This window comes from Halopiger thermotolerans, from assembly GCF_054654555.1.
The window spans coordinates 180,019-197,933 of sequence record NZ_BAAIEU010000004.1; the positions used below are offsets into that span (position 1 = coordinate 180,019).

Here is a 17,915-nt window from a genome sequence, read left to right on the forward strand (position 1 = left end):
GGACGGCAGCGAGCGTGAGCGGAGACGAGCGTTACTCCGTTTCGTGGACCACCACCACGGTCATGGGTGCCCGCCGCACGACTTTCTCGGCGACGCTCCCGAACAATAATCGGCTGGCTCCCCGTCGCCCGTGGCTGCCCATCACGATCTGATCGAAGCCGTTCTCGATCGCGTAGTCGACGAGTTTCTGGGCTGGCTCCCCCTTCTCTATCGCCGTCTCGAGGGAGCGATCGGCGGCCGCCGCGGTTTCGCCGGCCTCCTCGAGGAGGGCACGGGCCTGTGCCTCCGCCCGTTCGCGGCCCGGAAAGTTGTCCTCCGACTCGACGAATAGCGTCCAGTAGCCCTCTGGAAGCGGGATGACGTGGACTGCGGTGATTGCCGCTTCGGGAAACTCCTCGAGCGCGTACCGAAGCGCCGCCTTCGCCTGCGGCGAGTCGTCGTACGCGACCATCGTTTTTCGAGCCATGCGTATTCATACCATTCCGGGCGGCTTAACCCAGTCTTCTCCGCAGCCGGTACTACCGTCCGCGGAGACTGTTGCTCGTCCGTCCGCGACCGACGTACTCGCGTAGCCGGCACGACTACTAAGGAACTGCTCGTGTTACGAATCTCGGCATGACCGAAACACCTCCCGATCGAGACCCCGAGGGCGCCGTCGACGTCGACGGCCCGGCGGACGCGCAGGCGATCGTCTTCGTCCACGGCGCCGCCATGACGCGAAAGATGTGGCTGCCGCAGCAGCGCGACCTCGCCGGCGAGTACCGCGTCGTCGCGCCCGATCTGCCGGGCCACGGCTCGCGCGCCCGCGAGCAGTTCCGGATGGAACCCGCGATAAGCCAGCTTCACGACGCCCTTCGAACCCACACCGACGGGACGGCGATCCTCGTCGGCCTCTCGCTGGGCGGCTACGTTGCGACGGAATACGCCCACCGCTATCCGTCGAACGTCGACGGGCTGGTGCTCTCGGGCAGCAGCGTGAACCCGGTCCGCGGAATGGGGGTCATGACGCGGGCGACCGGCGGCCTGACGCGGCTCCTGACGAAGCCGGACATCGGCAAGCGCGCCGGCGAGCGGTTCGCGACGCGGTGGGTTCGCAACCGCGACCTGCCGCCGGATATCGAGCGGGAGATCATCGACGCCGGCTTCTATCCGAAGCAGTTCGGCGACGCGGGGCCCGACATTGCGGGCAAGGACTTCCGCTCGGCGCTGTCGACCTACCCCGGACCGACGCTGATCCTGAACGGCGAGAACGACAAACTCATGCGCCGCGGCGAGCGGGAGCACGCTCGAGCGGCTCAAGACGGACGAATCGAAGTCCTCGCGGGCGCCGGCCATATCTGCAACCTCCACCGGCCGCGAACCTACACTGAGCGGGTGCGGAACTTCGTCCAGCAGCGGGTGCCGACCGAGCCGTAGCGACGCGAACCGTCGCCAGCGGCAGCCAGCGCCGCCGTTCCGGCCGGCCGCGTTACCGCAACGCCAATCTTTTTCGTCCTCTCGTGGGCGATTACGAACGATATGGACCTACAGATCGACGGCAACGCGGCGCTGGTAACGGCATCCTCGAGCGGGCTGGGCAAGGCGTCCGCGAAGGCGCTGGCCCGCGAGGGTGCAAACGTGGTCATCAACGGCCGCGACGAGGATCGACTCGCCGACGCGAAGGCCGAAATCGAGGACGTCGCGACCGGCGAGGTCGTCGCCCAGCCGGGCGATCTCACCGACGAAGACGACATCGAGCGGCTCGTCGAGACGACCGTCGACGAGTTCGGCGGCCTCGACCACCTCGTTACGAGCGCTGGCGGCCCGCCGTCGGGTCCGTTCCTCGAGACCGACGACGAGGACTGGTACGAGGCCTACGAACTGCTCGTGATGAGCGTCGTCCGACTGGCCCGCGAGGCCGAGCCTCACCTCAAGGAGGGCGAGAACGGAACGATCGTCAACATCACCTCCCGGAGCGTCAAGGAGGCCATCGACAACCTCGTGCTCTCGAACTCGGTCCGGATGAGCGTCATCGGCCTCGAGAAGACCCTTTCCCAGGAGTTCGCCCCCGACGTGCGCGCGAACGCGGTGCTACCCGGCCCCCACGAGACCTCCCGGATCGAGGACCTCGTCGAGCAGGCCGTCGAGCGCGGCGAGTACGACTCCTACGAGGAGGGCCTGGAAAGCTGGGCGACCAACCCGCTCGAGCGCGTCGGCGACCCGATGGAGTTGGGCAACACCGTCGCGTTCCTCTCCTCGCCCCAGTCCGGCTTCATCAACGGGCAGAGCATCGTCATCGACGGCGGGACGACCGGCTCGAACCTATAATGGAGCCCGTCGAGTTCGACGACGCCGAGACCTACGAGCCCGACGCCGACTGGCGGCGCGCGGCGCTGGCCGGCAGCGACCGCTTCTCCTTCGAGTGGTTCGAGAAGCCGCCGGGCCACAGCTCGCCGATGCACGACCACGAGAACGAGCAGGTCTGCCTCTGCCTCGAGGGCGAGTTGACGGTCGCCACTGAAGACGACGAAGTGACCCTCGAGCGGTACGACTCCGTCTGGCTCGACGCCTGGGAGTCCCACCGGGTCGAGAACACCGGCGACGAGCGCGCGGTCGGGCTCGACGTGTTCGCGCCGGGTCGCTCGTTCGACTTCTGGATGGACCGCGAGGACGGAGACGAGACCGCCGAGGACGACGAAACCGCCGGCGGGGACGCGTGAAGTACCTCGCTCGCACCCTCGAGGGGCGGCCGCTGCTGGGCGACGACGAGGGATTCGTCCCCCTGTCGGCCGCAGCGCCGGAACTCGAGACCGTTTGCGACGCCCTGCCGTGGGCCGCGGCGGGGACGCTGCCCGACGTCGACGATGCGCCCGCCGACAGGATCGACGCCGAGGGCCTGCAGTTCGGCCTCCCGCTCGAGCGCGACCGATTCGGCAAGCTGTGGGGCATCGGCCTCAACTACGCCGAACACGCCGGCGACTTAGACGAGCAACGTCCCGGCGAGCCGGTGAGTTTCATGAAGCCCTCGAGCGCGCTGGTCGGACCGGGCGGCCCGATCCGACTGCCGCCGACCGAGCGGAGCGAGCGGGTGACGGCGGAGGCCGAACTCGCCGTCGTCGCGGGCCGGCAGTGCCAAAGCGTCGACGAGGGCGCCGTCGACGACGTGATCGCCGGCTACCTCCCCGTCATCGACATGACCGCGGAGGACGTGCTGCAGCGCAACCCGCGATTCCTGACGCGAGCCAAGAGCTTCGACTCGTTCCTCGTCGTCGGACCGACGATCGCCGTTCCCGAGCCCGACGACGGACTCGCGCTCGAGGAGCTGACGGTCCGGACGGTCGTCGACGGCGAGGTGGCCGCCGAAAACGCGGTTCGAAACATGCTGTTCCCGCCCCGCGAGATCGTCGCGTTCCACTCGGGCGTGATGACCCTCGAGCCGGGCGATCTGTTCAGCACCGGCACGCCCGGCGCCGAGCCGATCGAACCGGGCGATCGAGTTCGTGCGGACGTCGAGCGGATCGGGTCGGTCGAGGCGCCAGTCGTGCGCTAACGCTCGGTCGACGGACCGACCGAACCGCTGGCGTGGACGCCGCGGGACCGAACGACCGCTCGCCGACGACGACCGAACACTGTTTTAGGGCCCCGCAGCGACGCTCACCGTAATGGATCGACGGGTCCGCTGCTACGACTGCGGGAACGCGTACCGCCTCGAGGAGCGTCAACGCTGTGCGTGCGGCGAACCGCTCTGGTTCGACACCGACACCGACGCCGACGCCGACGCGGCAGCCTTCGAGTGGCCGGACGACGACTGGACCGCCGGAATGTGGCGCTACGAGGACGCACTTCCCGTCGCCGCCACCGCCTCGGAGCCGGTCGGTCCCGTTCCCGGCGCGACGCCGCTCGTACGGGCCGAGCGACTGGACGAGTACGCCGGCTGTCGCCTCTCTCTGAAGCCGGAGGGACAGAACCCGACGGGGAGCTTCAAGGACCGCGGGACCGCGGTCGGCGTCGGGTACGCGGCCCGAGCCGACGACGACTGGATCGGCACCGTCTCCCACGGCAACATGGCGCTGAGCACGAGCGCCTACGCCGCCGCTGCCGGCCTCGAGGCGGCGGTCTTCGTGCCGGCCGACACCCCGACGGAACGGCTCGAGTTGATCGCACGCCACGGCGCGCGGATCTTCCGCGTCGAGGGCGATTACGGCAGGCTGTACGCGAAGACGCTCGCGCTCGACGCCGACGGCGGCCGCTTCGTCAACTCGGATACGCCGCTGCGGGTCGCTGGGCAGAAGACGGTCGCGTACGAAATTCTCGAGCAGTTCCGGCCGACTGCGCCGGACGCGATCGTCCTCCCGGTCAGCAGCGGCGGCCAGGCCAGCGGCGTCTGGAAGGCGCTCCGGGAACTCGAGGCGGCGGATCTGCTGGCACCCGAGGACGTCCCGCGGCTCTACCTGGTCCAGGCGGCCGCGTGCGATCCCATCGCGACGGCCTTCCGCGAGGGTCGGGAGTCCGTCTCGGCGATCGACCCGGGAGAGACGATCGCCGTCTCGATCGCCAACGCCGACCCGCCCAGCGGCACTCGCGCGCTGACGGCGGCCCGCGAGACCGGCGGCGCGGTCGTCTCCGTCCCCGACGAGGCGACCCGGGAGGCGATGGATCGGCTGGCGACGACTGCTGGACTCTCGGTCGAACCCTCGAGCGCCGTCGCGGTTGCCGGGGTCCGCGAACTCTCCCGACAGGGCGAGCTCGAGGCGGACGAGGCAGTCGTCGCGATCCTCACCGGCTCGGGGTACAAGGAGCGGTACGAGGTCGACGTCGAGTCCCGAACGCGGACGATCGACCTCGAGGCGGTCGAGCGGGAACTCGCCGCCGCCCTCGAGTGACTGCTCGTCGCCTCGAGTACGGCAGCGGACGGGTCCCGTCGATCAGTCGTCACCCGAGCCGATATCGTGGTCGTGCGCCTCGAGCGCGAGCGTCTCCGAATCGAGCGTGTAGTACCGCTCCCAGGCCGGTGCGAGGCTCACGACGCGGGTCCCGGCGATTTCGGCTTCGCGGTGTTTGTGGTGGTGCCCGACCAGACAGAGGTCCGGCCCGATCGCCGCGAGGAGGTCGTCGACGTGCTCGCAGCCTGGATCGTAGCCGTAGGAAAGGAGCCCGGTCGGCGCCTCGTGGGTGAGGAAGACGTCGACGTCCTCGAGTTCGCGCGCTCGCGCGACGTCCTCGCGGGTGAAGTGGCGGCGGCGCTCGCCCGCGAGTTCCGATCGCGGCAGGTCGTACTTCGTCGGCGCGTAGTTGCCGGAGAGGCCGGCCACTCGCAGCCCGTCGACCGTCGCGGCCGTGCTCGCGAGCAGGTGGACGTTCGACTCGCCGAACGGCCGCTCGTTCGCCCGCATCGACTCAATGACGTCGAAGTCCTCGTTGTTGCCCGCGATGAACCACGTCGGCGCCGGCAGGTCGTAGTGCTCGAGGTCGCCGACCTGGAGGACGCGGTCGGGGTCGACCCGCTGGTAGAGTTCGAGCAGCGTCTCGCGCCGCGCCGGATCGGCGGCGTGGGCGTCGCCGAGGACGAGCATGGCGGCGGTACGGTTCCGACGCGGATAGCGTCGTCGTTCGACCGTGCGGACGGAGCGGTGCGCTCGGACGGTACGCTATCGACACAGTCGGTCGCGAAGACGCCGAGGCGACTGCGACCGCACACCGGCGGGTAACCGTGCGAGGAGCGCCGTTAACTCCCCGCGGCCCCGTCGTAACTCGGGCTGGCCCGGAGCGGGCCGCCGCAGTCCGGGCAGCGCGCCCGGTACGAGACGGGATGGACCTCGGATTCACACTCCTCACATTCGTAGTGGTTTTCGTATCGCTTCATTCGTAATCTACCCACAAACGAAAATGATAGTGGTACGTATAATACTTTTCCCGACTATTCGTCCAGTATATGTCTGCCTATTCGTACGCGACTGAGAAGACCGTGTCGGTGACGTCGTTCAGGCCGTCCGGATCGAGTCGTGCCGGCAGTGACGGGCTACCGCGCAGGGGTACGCGATTCGACGGCAAAAGTGTGTGGGTTGGTATCTCATACCTCGGGTGGTGGCCGTGGGATAGCGGCGGTGCGTGAGAGTGAATCCGTGCGAGGATAGCGTTCCGAACCGCGATGTGGCGTTACGCTCGCCGCGCCGTCGATCCGATTTCGAAGATTTCGGCGTAGAGCCCGTCCGCGAGCCGGTCGAGGTTCTCCTCCGCGTCGGTCGCGTCCATCGTATCGTCCATCCCCTGCCACTCGATCGACAGTTTCGTGATCGGTGCCAGCGCGACGCCGCCGATGACGACGTCGCCGTGGGGCGTCTGGACGGTCCACTCGGTTCGCATCCCGTTCGACGAGCGCGTCACCGACTCGACGTCGCCGCCGGCGTCGACCCACCGCTCGACGAGTCCGTCCGTGATCCGACGCAGTTGTCGTTCGCCCAGCAGATGGACTGCGGTCCCACCGGCCGCGAGAATTACGAAGGCGACGATCGCGAACGGGACGCCGCCGTACGGGATGTTTACGGACGCCGCGAGCCCCGCCGTCGCGACGACCAGCCCGAGCACCCGGACGTCCACGGCGGTCGGCACCGTGCCGCTCCACTCGCCGCGCTGCGACGATTTCTCGAGTTGCATATCGGGTCTCCGTCCGACCGGCCGATAGCGGTTCTCCTGCGTCACTGTGCGCTTTAAGTGAGCGAAAGCGGGCGGCCTCGAGGCGGCCGTTCCGTTTCCTCCGCGGACCAATTCAGTCGGCTGTCACGAACGCGAGTGTGTCATCAATTTTATTTGGTGATGTATTGCTTCTCAAGGTATGGTTCGGACTGCCGTTCAACTGTACTCGCTGCGCGACATCGACGCACCGCTGCCCGATATCCTCGATCTGGTCGGCGAGACGTCCTTCGACGGGGTCGAGTTCGCGTTGCGCATTCGAGCCGACGAGACCGACGTCGAGGCGGTAATCGACGCCCTCGAGCGAAACGATCTCGAGGTCGCCGCGGCCCACGTCGGCCTCGACGACCTCGAGGACGACTACGACGCGGTAACGGAGCTGTATGGCCGCCTCGGCTGCGAGACGCTCGTCGTGCCGTGGCTCGAGCCCGAACGGTTCGCGTCCGAGGAATCGATCGCCGAGGCGGCCGAGCGACTGTCGGCCGTCGCGGACGAGCTCGCGGCCGACGGGTTCGACCTGCAGTACCACAACCACGATCAGGAGTTCGTCTCGCTGGGCACCAAGACAGGGCTGGACGAACTGCTCGGGCGGGCCGAAACCGTCGGCTTCGAGATCGACCTCGGCTGGGCGCGGGCGGGCGGCGCCGACCCCGTCGCGGTCGTCGACCGGTACGCCGACCGGATCTCGCACGCCCACTTCGCCGACGCCGACAGCGAGACGATGACCTGCGTCGAACTCGGCGAGGGCGACCTCGACGTCGAACGGGCCCTCGAGGCCGTCCGTCGCGCCGACGTCGAGTGGTACATCTACGAGCACGACAACCCCGAGAACCCCCAGGAATCGATGGCCCACGGGGCCGAGACGCTCGAGTCGTTCCGGTAGTCCGTCGACGCGATTGCTGTCGCGGATCGAATATTCGATCGCGCACTCGAGTTCGGTTCGATCGTGTGCTCGAGTTCGAACCGACGACGGTCGCGGCCGTATAAAGAGTGCATGGGTGAAGTCGGAGCCCTATTTTCCGCGAGCCCGTCGGGTCACATCCTACGACCGTATGTCTCGAGAGTACGTAAACGACCTCCGGTGGGGCTGGAAGTGTCCGCGGTGCGACGAGGACGCGACGGTGACGAAAGATCCCCGCTCGGGGACGTTCCGGTGGGAGTGTCCCGACGACTCGTGTCCCGCCGTCGGATTCGGGTTCCCGTCCCGTCGAAAGGCACGTCTCGCGCTGCGGGAGTACCGCGAACGGTACAAAAACATCTACCGCTGACGGTCAGGCCGCGCCCGTCGGAGCGGGCCGGGACCCGTCGGTTTCCGCTTCGGTCGCCGGTGACGGCGGGCCGAGCCCCTCGAGCGACGGTGCGCCGATCGCGGCCGGCGCCGCGGGTTCGGTGTCGGCGACCGACTCGTTCGTTCCGTTTCCGGCCGTCTCCTCGACGACGTACCGCTGGCCGAGCATCGGGTCGAGCAGCCCGTTGACGCCGCCGCGGTCGTCGCGAAGGACCGGCGCGTCGTCGGTATCCGGCTCGGCCATCCGGTTGGCGATCGCCCCCGAGAGATCGACGCCGAGATCGCGCGCGTCGTTTCGCCGCTGGAGTTCGGCGGTCGACAGCTCGGTTCCGTTCTTCGTCGCGACGACCTCGATGTTCTGGATGGCGTCCCGCTCCGAGGTACGGAAGCTGTAGACCTCGGGGAAGACCTCGTCCATCGTCCGGTACTGCGCGCGGTAGAACGCGCCGGCGGAGCCGCTGGGCGCCGAGATGACGTTCGCGTACAGCATGCCGTCCTCGCTCAGCCGGTCCGACGCTAACTCCATGAACTCCGCGGTCGTCAGGTGGAAGGGGACCTGATCCTTCTTGTAGGCGTCGAGGACGATCAGGTCGTAGGTCTCGTTGGTCCGCTCGAGGTACTGGCGGCCGTCGCCCGTGTGGACGGTCAGGTTCTCGCTCTCCTCGAGGCCGAAGTACTCCTTGGCGGCGGCGGTGACCGTCGGATCGATCTCGACGACGTCGACGGTCACGTTATACCGCTCCTCGAAGTCCTGCGGGCCCGTGTATCCCCCGCCGCCGATGAACAGCACGCGGTCGATCTCGTCGGGGTCGTCGGCCATCAGCATCGGGAGGTGGAAGTACTTCGTGTAGGTGAAGACGTGCCGATCGGGGTCCTCGAGGTCCATCGCGCTGTGGCGGGCGTCGTCTAAGTACATCGTCCGCACGTCGCCGTCGTCGACGACCTCGAGTTGCTGCTGGTAGGCGGTGGTGGTCTCGTAGACGACGTCGCCCCGGTAGTCGAGCGCGATCGGGCCGCCGCCGGCGGCGACGACGAGCAGGGCTGCGACGACGACCGAGGCGGCCGTCGGTTTCCGCGGGAGCGACGGCGCCTCGATGGCCAGCGCCGTCGCGACGAGCATGAGCCCGAACAGCAGTCCGATCTGGCCGATCGTCAGCAGCGGGATCAGCACGAACGTCGTCGCGCCCGAGCCGACGATGCTGCCGATGGTCCCGAGCGCGTAGACGTGGCCCGACGCCTCGCCGGTCCCCTCCTTCGCGGAGAGTTCGGCGGCGTAGGGGCTGATAAAGCCCAGCAGGTAGGTCGGCGGGCCGAACAGGACGATCACCGACGGCAGGGCGGCGTACCGCGCCGGGAGCGCGAGCGTCGACGTCCCGACGACCAGCAGGTCGTTCGCGTAGATCACGACGCCCATGTAGACCGCCGTGCCGAGCAGAATCCAGCTCATCTCCCGGAGCGTCGCGCTGGCGGCGCGCTTGCCGCCCTGCCAGTAGCCGAGACTCAGGGCGGCGAGACAGACCGTGAGGATGCCGCCGACGGTGTAGATGTGGCTCCCGTACTGCGGGGCGACGATCGGGAGCGCGAGGATCTCGATGCCCATGCTCGTGACGCCCGACACGAACACGGCGAGGCCGGGTTTCGAGGGCCGATATGACGCGATGGTCCGTCGGTCCATCACGCGAGGGGACGTGATCCTCGGGTGAGTACTTGTCGCCTCCGCACACAGTCGTCGCTCGAGACGCGGCGACCGCGACCGTCTAACATCGAGGAACAGCCTCCAATCACCCGAATCGCCGCCCCAGAGTGGACGACGGCACGGGCGAGCACGAAGCGACGGCGGGCGACGACTGCCGGAGAAGCGAGGGCGAAGCACTCAGTTCGTCGTGATGACTTCGATGACGTCCCGCGGCTCGACCTCGTAGTCCTTGCCGAGTTGCCGGTTCGTCCGGCAGTCGATCGCGTGCAGGAAGCCGTCGCCGATGTCCGAGTGAAGGCTGTACGCGAAGTCCTCCGCGGTCGAGTTCGGCGGGATCAGGTAGCAGTCGGGCAGCACCTCGCCGCGCTCGTTGCCCAGCCCGTTCGCGCCGCCGGGGAACACCGGGACGACGCCGAGCACATCGAACAGCGCCGTCTCGAGGGCCGCCTGGACGCCCGTCGCGCCGTACTCGTCGAGGAAGTCGCGGATCTGCTCGAGGCCTTGCTCCTGTTCGCCCGAGATGTCGCCCGTGATCTCGAAGTCCGCGTCGCCGGGCCGGTAGTCGACGACGCCGGCCTTGTCGGCCGACTTCAGGGCCTTCTCCGCGTGGGCGCTGCAGGGGACGAACGTCAGGTGGTCGTAGTCGGGGTCGGCCGTGATCTCCGCGTAGTTTTCCTGGGCCTCCGGGAGGTCCATCTTGTTCGCCGCGACGACCATCGGCTTGGTCTCCTTGCGGATTTCGCGGGCGAGCTCGAGCTTGTCCTCGTCGTCCCACTCGTCGGGTTCGAAGCCGATATCGACCCGGCGGATGAGCCGTTTGATCTCGTCCTCGTTGGTCTTGAACGCGCTCATCTGTTCGGCGAGTTCCTCCTCGACGGCGTCGTCCTCGGTCGTGTACCCTGACTCGTAGCGTTCGATGCCCTTCTCCAAGATGCCCAGATACCACTGGTCGAGTTCTTCCTCTAAGAAGTCGATGTCTTTGCGCGGGTCGTGGTCCTCGGTGGGTTCGCCCTCGAGGTCGGTCTGGCCGGAGAAGTCGACGACGTGGACGAGCACGTCGGTCTCGTTTAAGTCGGTGAGGAACTGGTTGCCAAGCCCGGCACCCTCGTGAGCGCCGGGGATGAGGCCGGCGACGTCGACGAGCTTCGTCGGGACGAACCGGGTGCCGTCGTCGCAGTAGCCGACGTTGGGGGTACACTCCTCGTCGAACTCGGGGGCCGCGCAGTCGACCCGGACGTAGGCCTCGCCGACGCTGGGGTCGATGGTCGTGAACGGGTAGGCCCCCTCGGGCACGTCGTTCATCGTCGCCGCGTTGAAAAAGGAGGACTTGCCGACGGACGGTTTGCCGACCAGTCCGATCCGGTAACTCGTACTCATTAGCCGTCCCAGGAGCGGCCCGATTAAACGCGTTTCCTTCCGCCGAGGGTGTGTCACGAGAAAACACGACGGTGTATCGCTCGGTCGGTCGGACACGTTGTTCAGTTCGAGCGAGGTGGGTAGCCCGAGCCGGCGGCCGACTCGAGTCAGACGTGGGTCGGCGGTTCGGCGGCCGTCTCGATGGCGAGTTCGGCGGCCACGTCCTCGAGGAGGTCGCCTTTGACCTCCGAACTCCGCCAGCCGATCTCGGCGACCAGCGGCGGTTCGAACTCGGAGCGGATCGTCTCGAGGCGCTCCCGCTCGGTCTCGACGCGCTCGCGGAGGTAGCGCGCGCCGCGGCCGTTCTCGTCGGGATCGGGCGCCGGCGTGAGCTTGTTGGCCACGAGTCCGCGGACCGGGAGGTCCTTCTCCCGCAGGTCGTCGATCGCGCGTCGCGTCTCGTTGAGCGACAGTTCGTCGGGGTTCAACACGAGGAAGAACGCGGCGTCGTCGTGCAGCGCCGCGCCGGCGAACTCGAAGAACTCCTTGCGCTCCTGCAGTCGCGCGAGGACGGGATCGCCCTCCATTACGCGTCGCGGCTCGTTGTTGCCGACCGCGGCCTTCTCGAAGAGGTCGATGCTCGTTCGCCGCTTGTGCATCAGTCGGTCGATCCACCCCTCGAGCAGGTCGGGCAGCCCGAGCAGGCGGAGGGTGCTGCCCGAGGGCGCGGTGTCGAAGACGACCCGGTCGTAGTCGTCGGCGTTGTGCATCACCTCGATGAACCGGTCGAACAGCGCGGACTCGTAGGCCCCCGGCGTCCCGTGGGCCATCTCGAGTTGCCGGTTGATCTCGTTGACCATCGAGGCCGACACCTGTTCGGAGAGGTCCTGCCGGATCTCGTCTAAGTGCCGGGTGACCTCGTCCTCGGGATCGATCTGCATGGCCTCGAGTCCCTCGATCCCGTCGACCGGCCGGGGCGAATCGTCGAACGGCTGGTCGAAGACGTCCGTGACGGAGTGGGCGGGGTCGGTCGAGACGACGAGCGTGTGGTGGCCGTCGCGGGCGCACTTGAGTCCGTAAGCACACGACACCGTCGTTTTGCCGACGCCGCCCTTGCCGCCGAAGAAGACGAACGGCTCCATCAGAAGTGGTACTGCTGGCCCTTTCGTTCGAGGTACGTGCCGCGGTCCCACAGCCGCCGCTCCCAGGCCTCGAACTCGTCTTCGAGGTACGGCAGCAGCTCCGCCGTGTAGTACGAGACCGGCGACGGAATGCCGAAGGCGTCGGGGAAACACGCGAGGATGAAGGCGTCTTCGGTGTCTTCCGCTTCCTTCTCGATCTTCTCGTAGGCCGGGTGCGAGATCATCCCGTGGTAGAGGCCTCGCAGCCACTCCTCGAGCGTCTCGCGGTAGGATTCGATCCGGTCTGACAGCTCCATATCCGTACCTCGGTAGTGAGTGCTAAAAACTCTCATGATCGGTTTGAAGTCAGTTCGGTCCCACCGTTCAGGTATGGAAACGGGTACGGCCGACGCCATTCCGGTGACGATTCTCTCCGGCAGTCTGGGCGCGGGGAAGACGACGCTTTTGAACCACCTGCTCTCGAACGCCGGCGACCGGTCGCTGGCGGTGCTGGTCAACGACATGGGCGAGGTCAACGTCGACGCCGAACTCGTCGCCGAGGGCTCGGAACTCGAACTCGACGACGGCGTCGCAGAGCTCTCGAACGGCTGCATCTGCTGTGAGCTGCAAGACGACCTCGAGACCGCCGTGGTCAGGCTGGCCCGCGATCGCTCGTTCGATCACCTGATCGTCGAGTCGTCGGGCATCTCCGAGCCCGCGCCCGTCGCGCGCCTGTTTACGACCGAGTCGCGGGTCGCGGCGCTGTACGACGTCGACACGCTCGTGACCGTGCTCGACACGCCCGCCTTCCTCGAGGCCTTCGGCGGCGAGGGGACGCCCGAACGCCGCGGTGACGAGGACGACCGGCCGCTGTCGGACCTGCTCGTCGAACAGGTCGAGGTCTCGAACCTCGTCTTGCTCAACAAGGCCGATCTCTGCAGCGAGGCCGACCTCGAGGAGGCCGAGGAACTCGTCGTCGCGCTCCAGCCCGACGCCGAGACGATCCGCACGGAGTTCTCGGCGGTCGATCCTGACCGGCTGCTCGGTGCGGACCTGTTCGATCCGAACCGAGTCAACGATCTGCCGGGCTGGAAGCGGGCGCTCGAGTCGGCCGAAGACGATCACGGACACGACGGCGACGCGCATGATCGCGCCGAGAGCGGGGATCACCACGACGACCACCGCGGCCACCACCACCCCGACGAGGTCTACGGCGTCTCGTCGTTCGTCTACCGACGCCGCCGGCCGTTCCACCCCGATCGGTTCGCCGCGTTCCTCGAGGACCTTCCCGCGGAAATCGTCCGTGCGAAGGGGACCGCCTGGATCGCCGATACCGAGATGCGCGTCGCGATCGCACAGGCCGGCCCCTCGATCAGGGCCACCGCACAGGGCCCCTGGATCGCGAGCCTCCCTGAGGTCGAGCGCGACATGTACCGGTCGAACCGCCCGAACCTCGAGTGGCACGACGAACACGGCGATCGGCGGACGGAACTGGTGTTCATCGGCACCGACTACGACGAGGCAGCGCTGCGAGAGCGGCTCGAGGACGCGCTGGTCACCGACGCGGAGTGGCAGGCGGACCTCGAGGGGCCGTTCCCGGACGACCAGGGCGAGGAGGTCGTCGTCCGCGAGCCCTGACCGGCTTCCGATCCCCTCTCAACACGCGCAGTCCCGGCCGGTCGAGCGCTCGAAGCGCATCTCGGCGCCGCAGTCCGGACAGACGGGCTCCCCCTCGAGGTCGACGTCCCTGATCCGGACGGCGCAGTCGTCACACCAGTAGGCGCCCGCGGAGCCGTCGTCTGGCCGCCCCGTCGACGCGGACGCAGGTGCGGTCAGCGCCGATTTCACCGAATCGATGAGTCCCATACGTGGTCGTTCGGTCGGCGGCCACTAATATCGTGCGACTGTGTGTCACAGACGCACGACCGAGAGTCGGCGCCGCTGCGCTCAGCCGACGACGAGCGGCACGGCCAGCGCGACGAGCAGGGCCCCGAGGATCGGGATGAGATAGAACACCCGCTGTGCGCGGACCACGGCCGCCACCTCGCGGTCGAGTTCGGGACGCGCGGTCCAGATCTGGCGGTAGAAGGCGGTGATAGCAGCGACGGTGAAGACCGCGACCGAGAGCGCGATCGCCGCCTCGAGCGGGAGTCCGAGCGCCTGTCCGTACAGCGGGCCGAACGACAGCAGGACCATGAACGTGAGCCCGACGACCACGACGAACGGCACCGGATCGACGGGGACGCCGTCCCGATTGCGGAGTTGCATACCCGTCGTACGGACTCGCGCGACAAAGCGTTAGACCGTGCGGTTTCCGGCCCGACCGGCGCGGTCCCGGGCGGCGAAGCTATAAGTGGCGGTGCCGCCGTCTCCCTGTATGAACGACGAGGACTCCGACTACGAGGGGTTCGAGGCCGGCGCGTCGTCCTCGCAGGGGGACCCGCGAGTCCTGCTCGCGATGAACGCCGTCCTCTCGACGCTGTTCGGCTGGACGATCGTCTGGGGGCTATCGTTTCTGGGTTTCCTCGAGTTCGGCCTCATCAACGTCGCCACGGCGGCGATACTGCTGTTCGCGGCGACGTATCTCGTGACGATGTCCTGACCGGCCGCTCGCGGCCGGCGGTCAGCGCCCGTAAATGAGCCGGCGGCCGAAGTCGTCGATCCGGTCGGTCACGCGGCCGACCCACGCGCCGGGCGAGACGCGCCGGAGCGTCTCGTCGTCGACCTCGATCGCGTTTTCGCCGAACGGGTCGCGAGCGCCGCCGTCCTCGTCGTCCTCGTCGCTCGAGGCGACGTCGACGACCGTCGACATCGAACACCGGCCGCAGGCCTCGGTCCGTTTGCCTCCCATGCGAATCCCTTACACGAAACTACGTCTCCGGCGGCTAAAACTTACCGCCCGGCGTCCACCGACGAGTATTTCATATCCCGAGCGCAACCGGCGGTATGCGAAACCGAGTCATGGATTCGAACGGAACCGACCCGACGACGGACCGCGACCGAACCGACCCGCGGCCGATCCACGCACGATGAGCGACAAGCGGACGCCGGCGGAGCTGCCGGCCGAAATCCGCGAGGCGGTGCCCGACTGGGAGGACGAGTACCTCGACCGGGTGTCCGACCGACTGCTGTACAACTACGACCTCGAGAAGGACCACCGGGTCGGCGGCGAGCGCTGGGACCTCTACGGGGAGATGCGCGTCCGCAGCCAGAAGCAGTTCTTCCACCCGGCGCTGTCCTACGCCGACCACGAGGCCGAGGAGTACCTCTTCGCCCGCCGCGAGTCGCGGCCGACGGTCGCGGAACTCGAGCGGCTCGTCGACCTCGGCCACGACCTCGCGGACGAGTTGGTCGTCCCCGACGAGGAACACTTCGGGACGGACTTCTCGTTCGTCCTCGTCGCGAACGAGATTCCCGACGACGTCCGCGCGTTCGTCGAGGGCTTTCGCGATCGCACCCTCCTGAAGTTCGGCTATCACGGCCACTACGAGGTGAACCTCGTCGTCGTGGTGCCGGACGAGGAAGACCACGTCGCCAGCGAGGCCGCCGACGTGGCCGAGGCGTTTACCCTCTGGGACGACGTGACGACGCCCGACGAGGGCCTTCTCTCGCGGTTCGCCAAGCGATTCTGGCAGTGAGCGCGGTCGCGACGGTTCGTCGGCGACACGTCACGGACGTCTGAGCGTCTGCGCGTCGATCGGTGTCGGCACGCGTTCGGTACTGTCGGCACTATGGTCGTAACGACGGCGAAAAAACGAATCGCGGCGGCGACGAAGGCGTCAGTCGTCGCCGGGTTCGGCGGCTGGCGTCTCGGGGCCGCGCCGGACGCGGCTGATGTTCTGGTAGCCGAGTTTGACGAGCGCGAGCGCCAGCCCGATGAGGGTCAGTCCGAGCGCCATCTGCACGATCGAGGAGAGCGTCGCCTCGATCGATCCCGCCCCGCCCTGAATCAGGTTCAGGTAGAGGTTCTCGTAGAACACGAGGATCGAGAGTCCGAGGACGGTGATCGTGACCATGACCGCCATCGGGACGCCGGTCGAGACGAGCTGTTTGCTGTCGTCCCAGTTGGCCAGCCAGACGGTCGCGGTCAGCAGCGCGAGCGCGGCCAGCAGCTGGTTCGCACCGCCGAACAGCTGCCAGAGGACGACCCACTGGCCGGAGACGACGAGCAGGTACGCGGGCACGATCTGCACGATCGGGTTCGTGTACCGACCGCGGGCGATCGATCGCAGGTCCGCGTTCAGTCCCGTGTCGGTCCGTCCCGCGGGCGTACCGACGATCTCCTCCATCATGTACCGGCCCAGACGGACGGCCGTGTCGGTCGAGGTCAGCAGGAAGCTACAGAGGACCAGCGCCATGAACACGGCCCCCGCGGTCTCGGGAATGCCGAAGCTCGTGAGGATGATGCCGCCGCCCGAGGCGAAGTTCGGCAGGGCGGCGCCGATACCGCCGCTCGCGTCGGGGGCACCCCACACGGCGAGCGTCGAGAGCGCGACCGCGGCGAGCAGCCCCTCGCCGAGCATCCCGCCGTACCCGATCAGGCGGGCGTCGGTCTCCTTGTCGAGCTGCTTGGCGGTCGTCCCGGAGGAGACCAGCGAGTGGAAGCCGCTGATCGTCCCGCAGGCGATCGTGATGAAAAGCAACGGGAACAGCGGCGCGTAGCCGGCCGCCTCGACGCCCCAGAAGCCTTCGAACGCGCCGAGGGAGCTGTCGATGACGAGCGGTTCGGACGACGTTCCGAGGAACGTCCCGACGATGATCGCGAGGATCGCACCGCCGACCCCGGCGTACAGCAGGAACGACGACAGGTAGTCGCGCGGTTGGAGCAGCACCCAGACCGGAAGCGCGCTCGCGACCGCGGCGTAGAGCATGACGATCGGGATCCATCCCGCCGTGTTACCGCCGAGCGCGCCGGCGCCGGGCACCCAGCTCCCGTCGCCGCCGAACAGCACGATCGTCCCGGCCGGGTAGTCCCCGGCGAACAGCGCGAGCGGGTACTCGAGCCCCACCCAGACGGCCGCGAAGACCCCGACGACGAACACGACGGTCCCCGGGATGAACGGGCCGTTGAACTGGTAGAGGTAGACCCCGAAGGCCAGCGCCAGCGCGATGTACAGCAGCGACGCCGTCACCACCTGCGGGTAGGCGTTGAAGACGATCCCGACGACCAGCGCGAACACCGCCACGACGAGCACGATCGTCAGGAACGCGAACCACAGCAGCATGTTCTTCCCGCTCTCGCCGACGTACTCCCCGATTATGTAGCCGATCGACTTCCCCTCGTGTCGGAGGCTACCCGACAGCGAGACGAAGTCGTGGACGGCCCCCATCAGCGGGTTCCCGATGGCGATCCACAGCAGCGCGGGCACCCACCCCCAGATCGCGCCGGCCGTGATCGGTCCCACGATCGGCGCTCCACCGGCGATACTCGAGTAGTGGTGCCCTAACAGCACCGGTTTCTTCGACGGAACGTACTCCTGCCCGTCTTCGTACTTGTGTGCCGGCGTTTCCCGGTCAGGATCGAGTTCGACGAACTGAGTGAGGTACCTCGAGTACCCCACGTACCCCGCCGTGAACGTGACCAGTACTGCGGCGATGATCCATATTACCTGTGTCATAGTATGTCCATCCAACCAAGGGTGTGCGATAACCTTAATAGTTATTTATTCCCGTCCTGCAGATTGGAAGAATTCTATACATACGGGCCGTTTCTCTGTGAGCTGGAAACCACTACTTATATCGAGTGGTAGTTACAGCAAACGTCGGCGGTCGGGTCAGACTGACC

22 protein-coding genes are annotated in these 17,915 nt (G+C 67.6%); 10 read left to right on the forward strand and 12 right to left on the reverse strand.

Going from position 1 to position 17,915, the window contains the following annotated elements; genetic code table 11:
* Nucleotides 1–31: 31 nt before the first annotated feature.
* A complete protein-coding gene (locus tag ACYQ26_RS08485) occupies nt 32–466 on the reverse strand; it encodes a universal stress protein (protein WP_459808457.1) in 435 nt (144 codons plus the stop codon).
* Between the two features lie 149 nt (nt 467–615).
* On the opposite strand from ACYQ26_RS08485, the gene ACYQ26_RS08490 reads away from it, so the two are divergent.
* The 5 genes from ACYQ26_RS08490 to ACYQ26_RS08510 all read left to right on the forward strand — a co-directional run bounded on the left by ACYQ26_RS08490 (nt 616) and on the right by ACYQ26_RS08510 (nt 4,862).
* Complete coding sequence (locus ACYQ26_RS08490; RefSeq protein ID WP_459808459.1) at nt 616–1,416, forward strand: alpha/beta fold hydrolase; 801 nt, start codon at nt 616–618, stop codon at nt 1,414–1,416.
* 102 nt (nt 1,417–1,518) lie between these two features.
* Nucleotides 1,519–2,307, forward strand: a complete 789-nt coding sequence (locus ACYQ26_RS08495) for an SDR family oxidoreductase (RefSeq protein WP_459808460.1) — start codon at nt 1,519–1,521, stop codon at nt 2,305–2,307.
* Nucleotides 2,307–2,699, forward strand: a complete 393-nt coding sequence (locus tag ACYQ26_RS08500) for a cupin domain-containing protein (RefSeq protein ID WP_459808461.1) — start codon at nt 2,307–2,309, stop codon at nt 2,697–2,699. Before ACYQ26_RS08495 ends, ACYQ26_RS08500 begins: the two co-directional genes overlap by 1 nt.
* On the forward strand, nt 2,696–3,529 hold the full coding sequence (locus ACYQ26_RS08505) for a fumarylacetoacetate hydrolase family protein (protein ID WP_459808462.1): 834 nt from the start codon (nt 2,696–2,698) through the stop codon (nt 3,527–3,529). Before ACYQ26_RS08500 ends, ACYQ26_RS08505 begins: the two co-directional genes overlap by 4 nt.
* Before the next feature lie 112 nt (nt 3,530–3,641).
* Nucleotides 3,642–4,862 carry a threonine synthase gene (locus ACYQ26_RS08510; protein WP_459808463.1) on the forward strand — a complete coding sequence of 407 codons (1,221 nt, stop codon included), beginning with the start codon at nt 3,642–3,644 and terminating at the stop codon, nt 4,860–4,862.
* Nucleotides 4,863–4,904: 42 nt separating this feature from the next.
* Here ACYQ26_RS08510 and ACYQ26_RS08515 read toward each other — a convergent pair whose 3' ends face one another.
* From ACYQ26_RS08515 to ACYQ26_RS08525, 3 genes are all read right to left on the reverse strand, one after another.
* Nucleotides 4,905–5,552 carry a metallophosphoesterase family protein gene (locus tag ACYQ26_RS08515; RefSeq protein WP_459808464.1) on the reverse strand — a complete coding sequence of 216 codons (648 nt, stop codon included), beginning with the start codon at nt 5,550–5,552 and terminating at the stop codon, nt 4,905–4,907.
* 152 nt (nt 5,553–5,704) lie between these two features.
* On the reverse strand, nt 5,705–5,842 hold the full coding sequence (locus ACYQ26_RS08520; RefSeq protein WP_013879705.1) for a hypothetical protein: 138 nt from the start codon (nt 5,840–5,842) through the stop codon (nt 5,705–5,707).
* A 293-nt stretch (nt 5,843–6,135) separates the two neighbouring features.
* The gene (locus ACYQ26_RS08525) at nt 6,136–6,633 is read right to left on the reverse strand and encodes a hypothetical protein (protein WP_459808465.1); all 498 of its coding nucleotides are present in this window, start codon (nt 6,631–6,633) and stop codon (nt 6,136–6,138) included.
* 178 nt (nt 6,634–6,811) lie between these two features.
* Here ACYQ26_RS08525 and ACYQ26_RS08530 point away from each other — a divergent pair, with 178 nt between their 5' ends.
* Nucleotides 6,812–7,552, forward strand: coding sequence for a sugar phosphate isomerase/epimerase family protein (locus ACYQ26_RS08530; protein WP_459808466.1), 741 nt, complete (start codon nt 6,812–6,814; stop codon nt 7,550–7,552).
* 169 nt (nt 7,553–7,721) lie between these two features.
* Entirely contained in the window at nt 7,722–7,937 is a 216-nt protein-coding gene (locus ACYQ26_RS08535; RefSeq protein WP_459808467.1) for a hypothetical protein, read from the forward strand.
* A gap of 3 nt (nt 7,938–7,940) precedes the next feature.
* Here the strand turns inward: ACYQ26_RS08535 and ACYQ26_RS08540 are convergent, their stop codons facing one another.
* The 4 genes from ACYQ26_RS08540 to ACYQ26_RS08555 form a co-directional block, all read right to left on the reverse strand.
* The gene (locus ACYQ26_RS08540; protein WP_459808468.1) at nt 7,941–9,632 is read right to left on the reverse strand and encodes a spermidine synthase; all 1,692 of its coding nucleotides are present in this window, start codon (nt 9,630–9,632) and stop codon (nt 7,941–7,943) included.
* Between the two features lie 198 nt (nt 9,633–9,830).
* A complete protein-coding gene (locus ACYQ26_RS08545; RefSeq protein WP_459808469.1) occupies nt 9,831–11,030 on the reverse strand; it encodes a redox-regulated ATPase YchF in 1,200 nt (399 codons plus the stop codon).
* A 146-nt stretch (nt 11,031–11,176) separates the two neighbouring features.
* The gene (locus tag ACYQ26_RS08550; protein ID WP_459808470.1) at nt 11,177–12,151 is read right to left on the reverse strand and encodes an ArsA family ATPase; all 975 of its coding nucleotides are present in this window, start codon (nt 12,149–12,151) and stop codon (nt 11,177–11,179) included.
* Nucleotides 12,151–12,447 (reverse strand): DUF7990 family protein, encoded by a 297-nt coding sequence (locus ACYQ26_RS08555; RefSeq protein WP_459808472.1) that lies wholly within the window; start codon nt 12,445–12,447, stop codon nt 12,151–12,153. The genes ACYQ26_RS08550 and ACYQ26_RS08555 overlap by 1 nt, the downstream gene beginning before the upstream one ends.
* A 73-nt stretch (nt 12,448–12,520) precedes the next feature.
* On the opposite strand from ACYQ26_RS08555, the gene ACYQ26_RS08560 reads away from it, so the two are divergent.
* Entirely contained in the window at nt 12,521–13,768 is a 1,248-nt protein-coding gene (locus tag ACYQ26_RS08560) for a CobW family GTP-binding protein (RefSeq protein WP_459808473.1), read from the forward strand.
* A gap of 18 nt (nt 13,769–13,786) precedes the next feature.
* Here the strand turns inward: ACYQ26_RS08560 and ACYQ26_RS08565 are convergent, their stop codons facing one another.
* Both ACYQ26_RS08565 and ACYQ26_RS08570 read right to left on the reverse strand, forming a co-directional pair.
* Nucleotides 13,787–13,996 (reverse strand): hypothetical protein, encoded by a 210-nt coding sequence (locus tag ACYQ26_RS08565; protein WP_459808474.1) that lies wholly within the window; start codon nt 13,994–13,996, stop codon nt 13,787–13,789.
* Nucleotides 13,997–14,077: 81 nt separating this feature from the next.
* A complete protein-coding gene (locus tag ACYQ26_RS08570; protein WP_459808475.1) occupies nt 14,078–14,398 on the reverse strand; it encodes a hypothetical protein in 321 nt (106 codons plus the stop codon).
* 109 nt (nt 14,399–14,507) lie between these two features.
* Between ACYQ26_RS08570 and ACYQ26_RS08575 the strand changes: the two genes are divergently transcribed.
* Nucleotides 14,508–14,732, forward strand: coding sequence for a DUF8107 family protein (locus ACYQ26_RS08575; RefSeq protein ID WP_459808476.1), 225 nt, complete (start codon nt 14,508–14,510; stop codon nt 14,730–14,732).
* A gap of 21 nt (nt 14,733–14,753) precedes the next feature.
* Here ACYQ26_RS08575 and ACYQ26_RS08580 read toward each other — a convergent pair whose 3' ends face one another.
* Nucleotides 14,754–14,981 (reverse strand): DUF8007 family protein, encoded by a 228-nt coding sequence (locus ACYQ26_RS08580; protein WP_459808477.1) that lies wholly within the window; start codon nt 14,979–14,981, stop codon nt 14,754–14,756.
* Between the two features lie 178 nt (nt 14,982–15,159).
* Here ACYQ26_RS08580 and ACYQ26_RS08585 point away from each other — a divergent pair, with 178 nt between their 5' ends.
* Nucleotides 15,160–15,768, forward strand: a complete 609-nt coding sequence (locus ACYQ26_RS08585; protein WP_459808478.1) for a DUF8052 family protein — start codon at nt 15,160–15,162, stop codon at nt 15,766–15,768.
* A gap of 141 nt (nt 15,769–15,909) precedes the next feature.
* On the opposite strand, the gene ACYQ26_RS08590 is transcribed toward ACYQ26_RS08585, so the two are convergent.
* Entirely contained in the window at nt 15,910–17,748 is a 1,839-nt protein-coding gene (locus ACYQ26_RS08590) for a carbon starvation CstA family protein (RefSeq protein ID WP_459808479.1), read from the reverse strand.
* Nucleotides 17,749–17,915 lie beyond the last annotated feature (167 nt).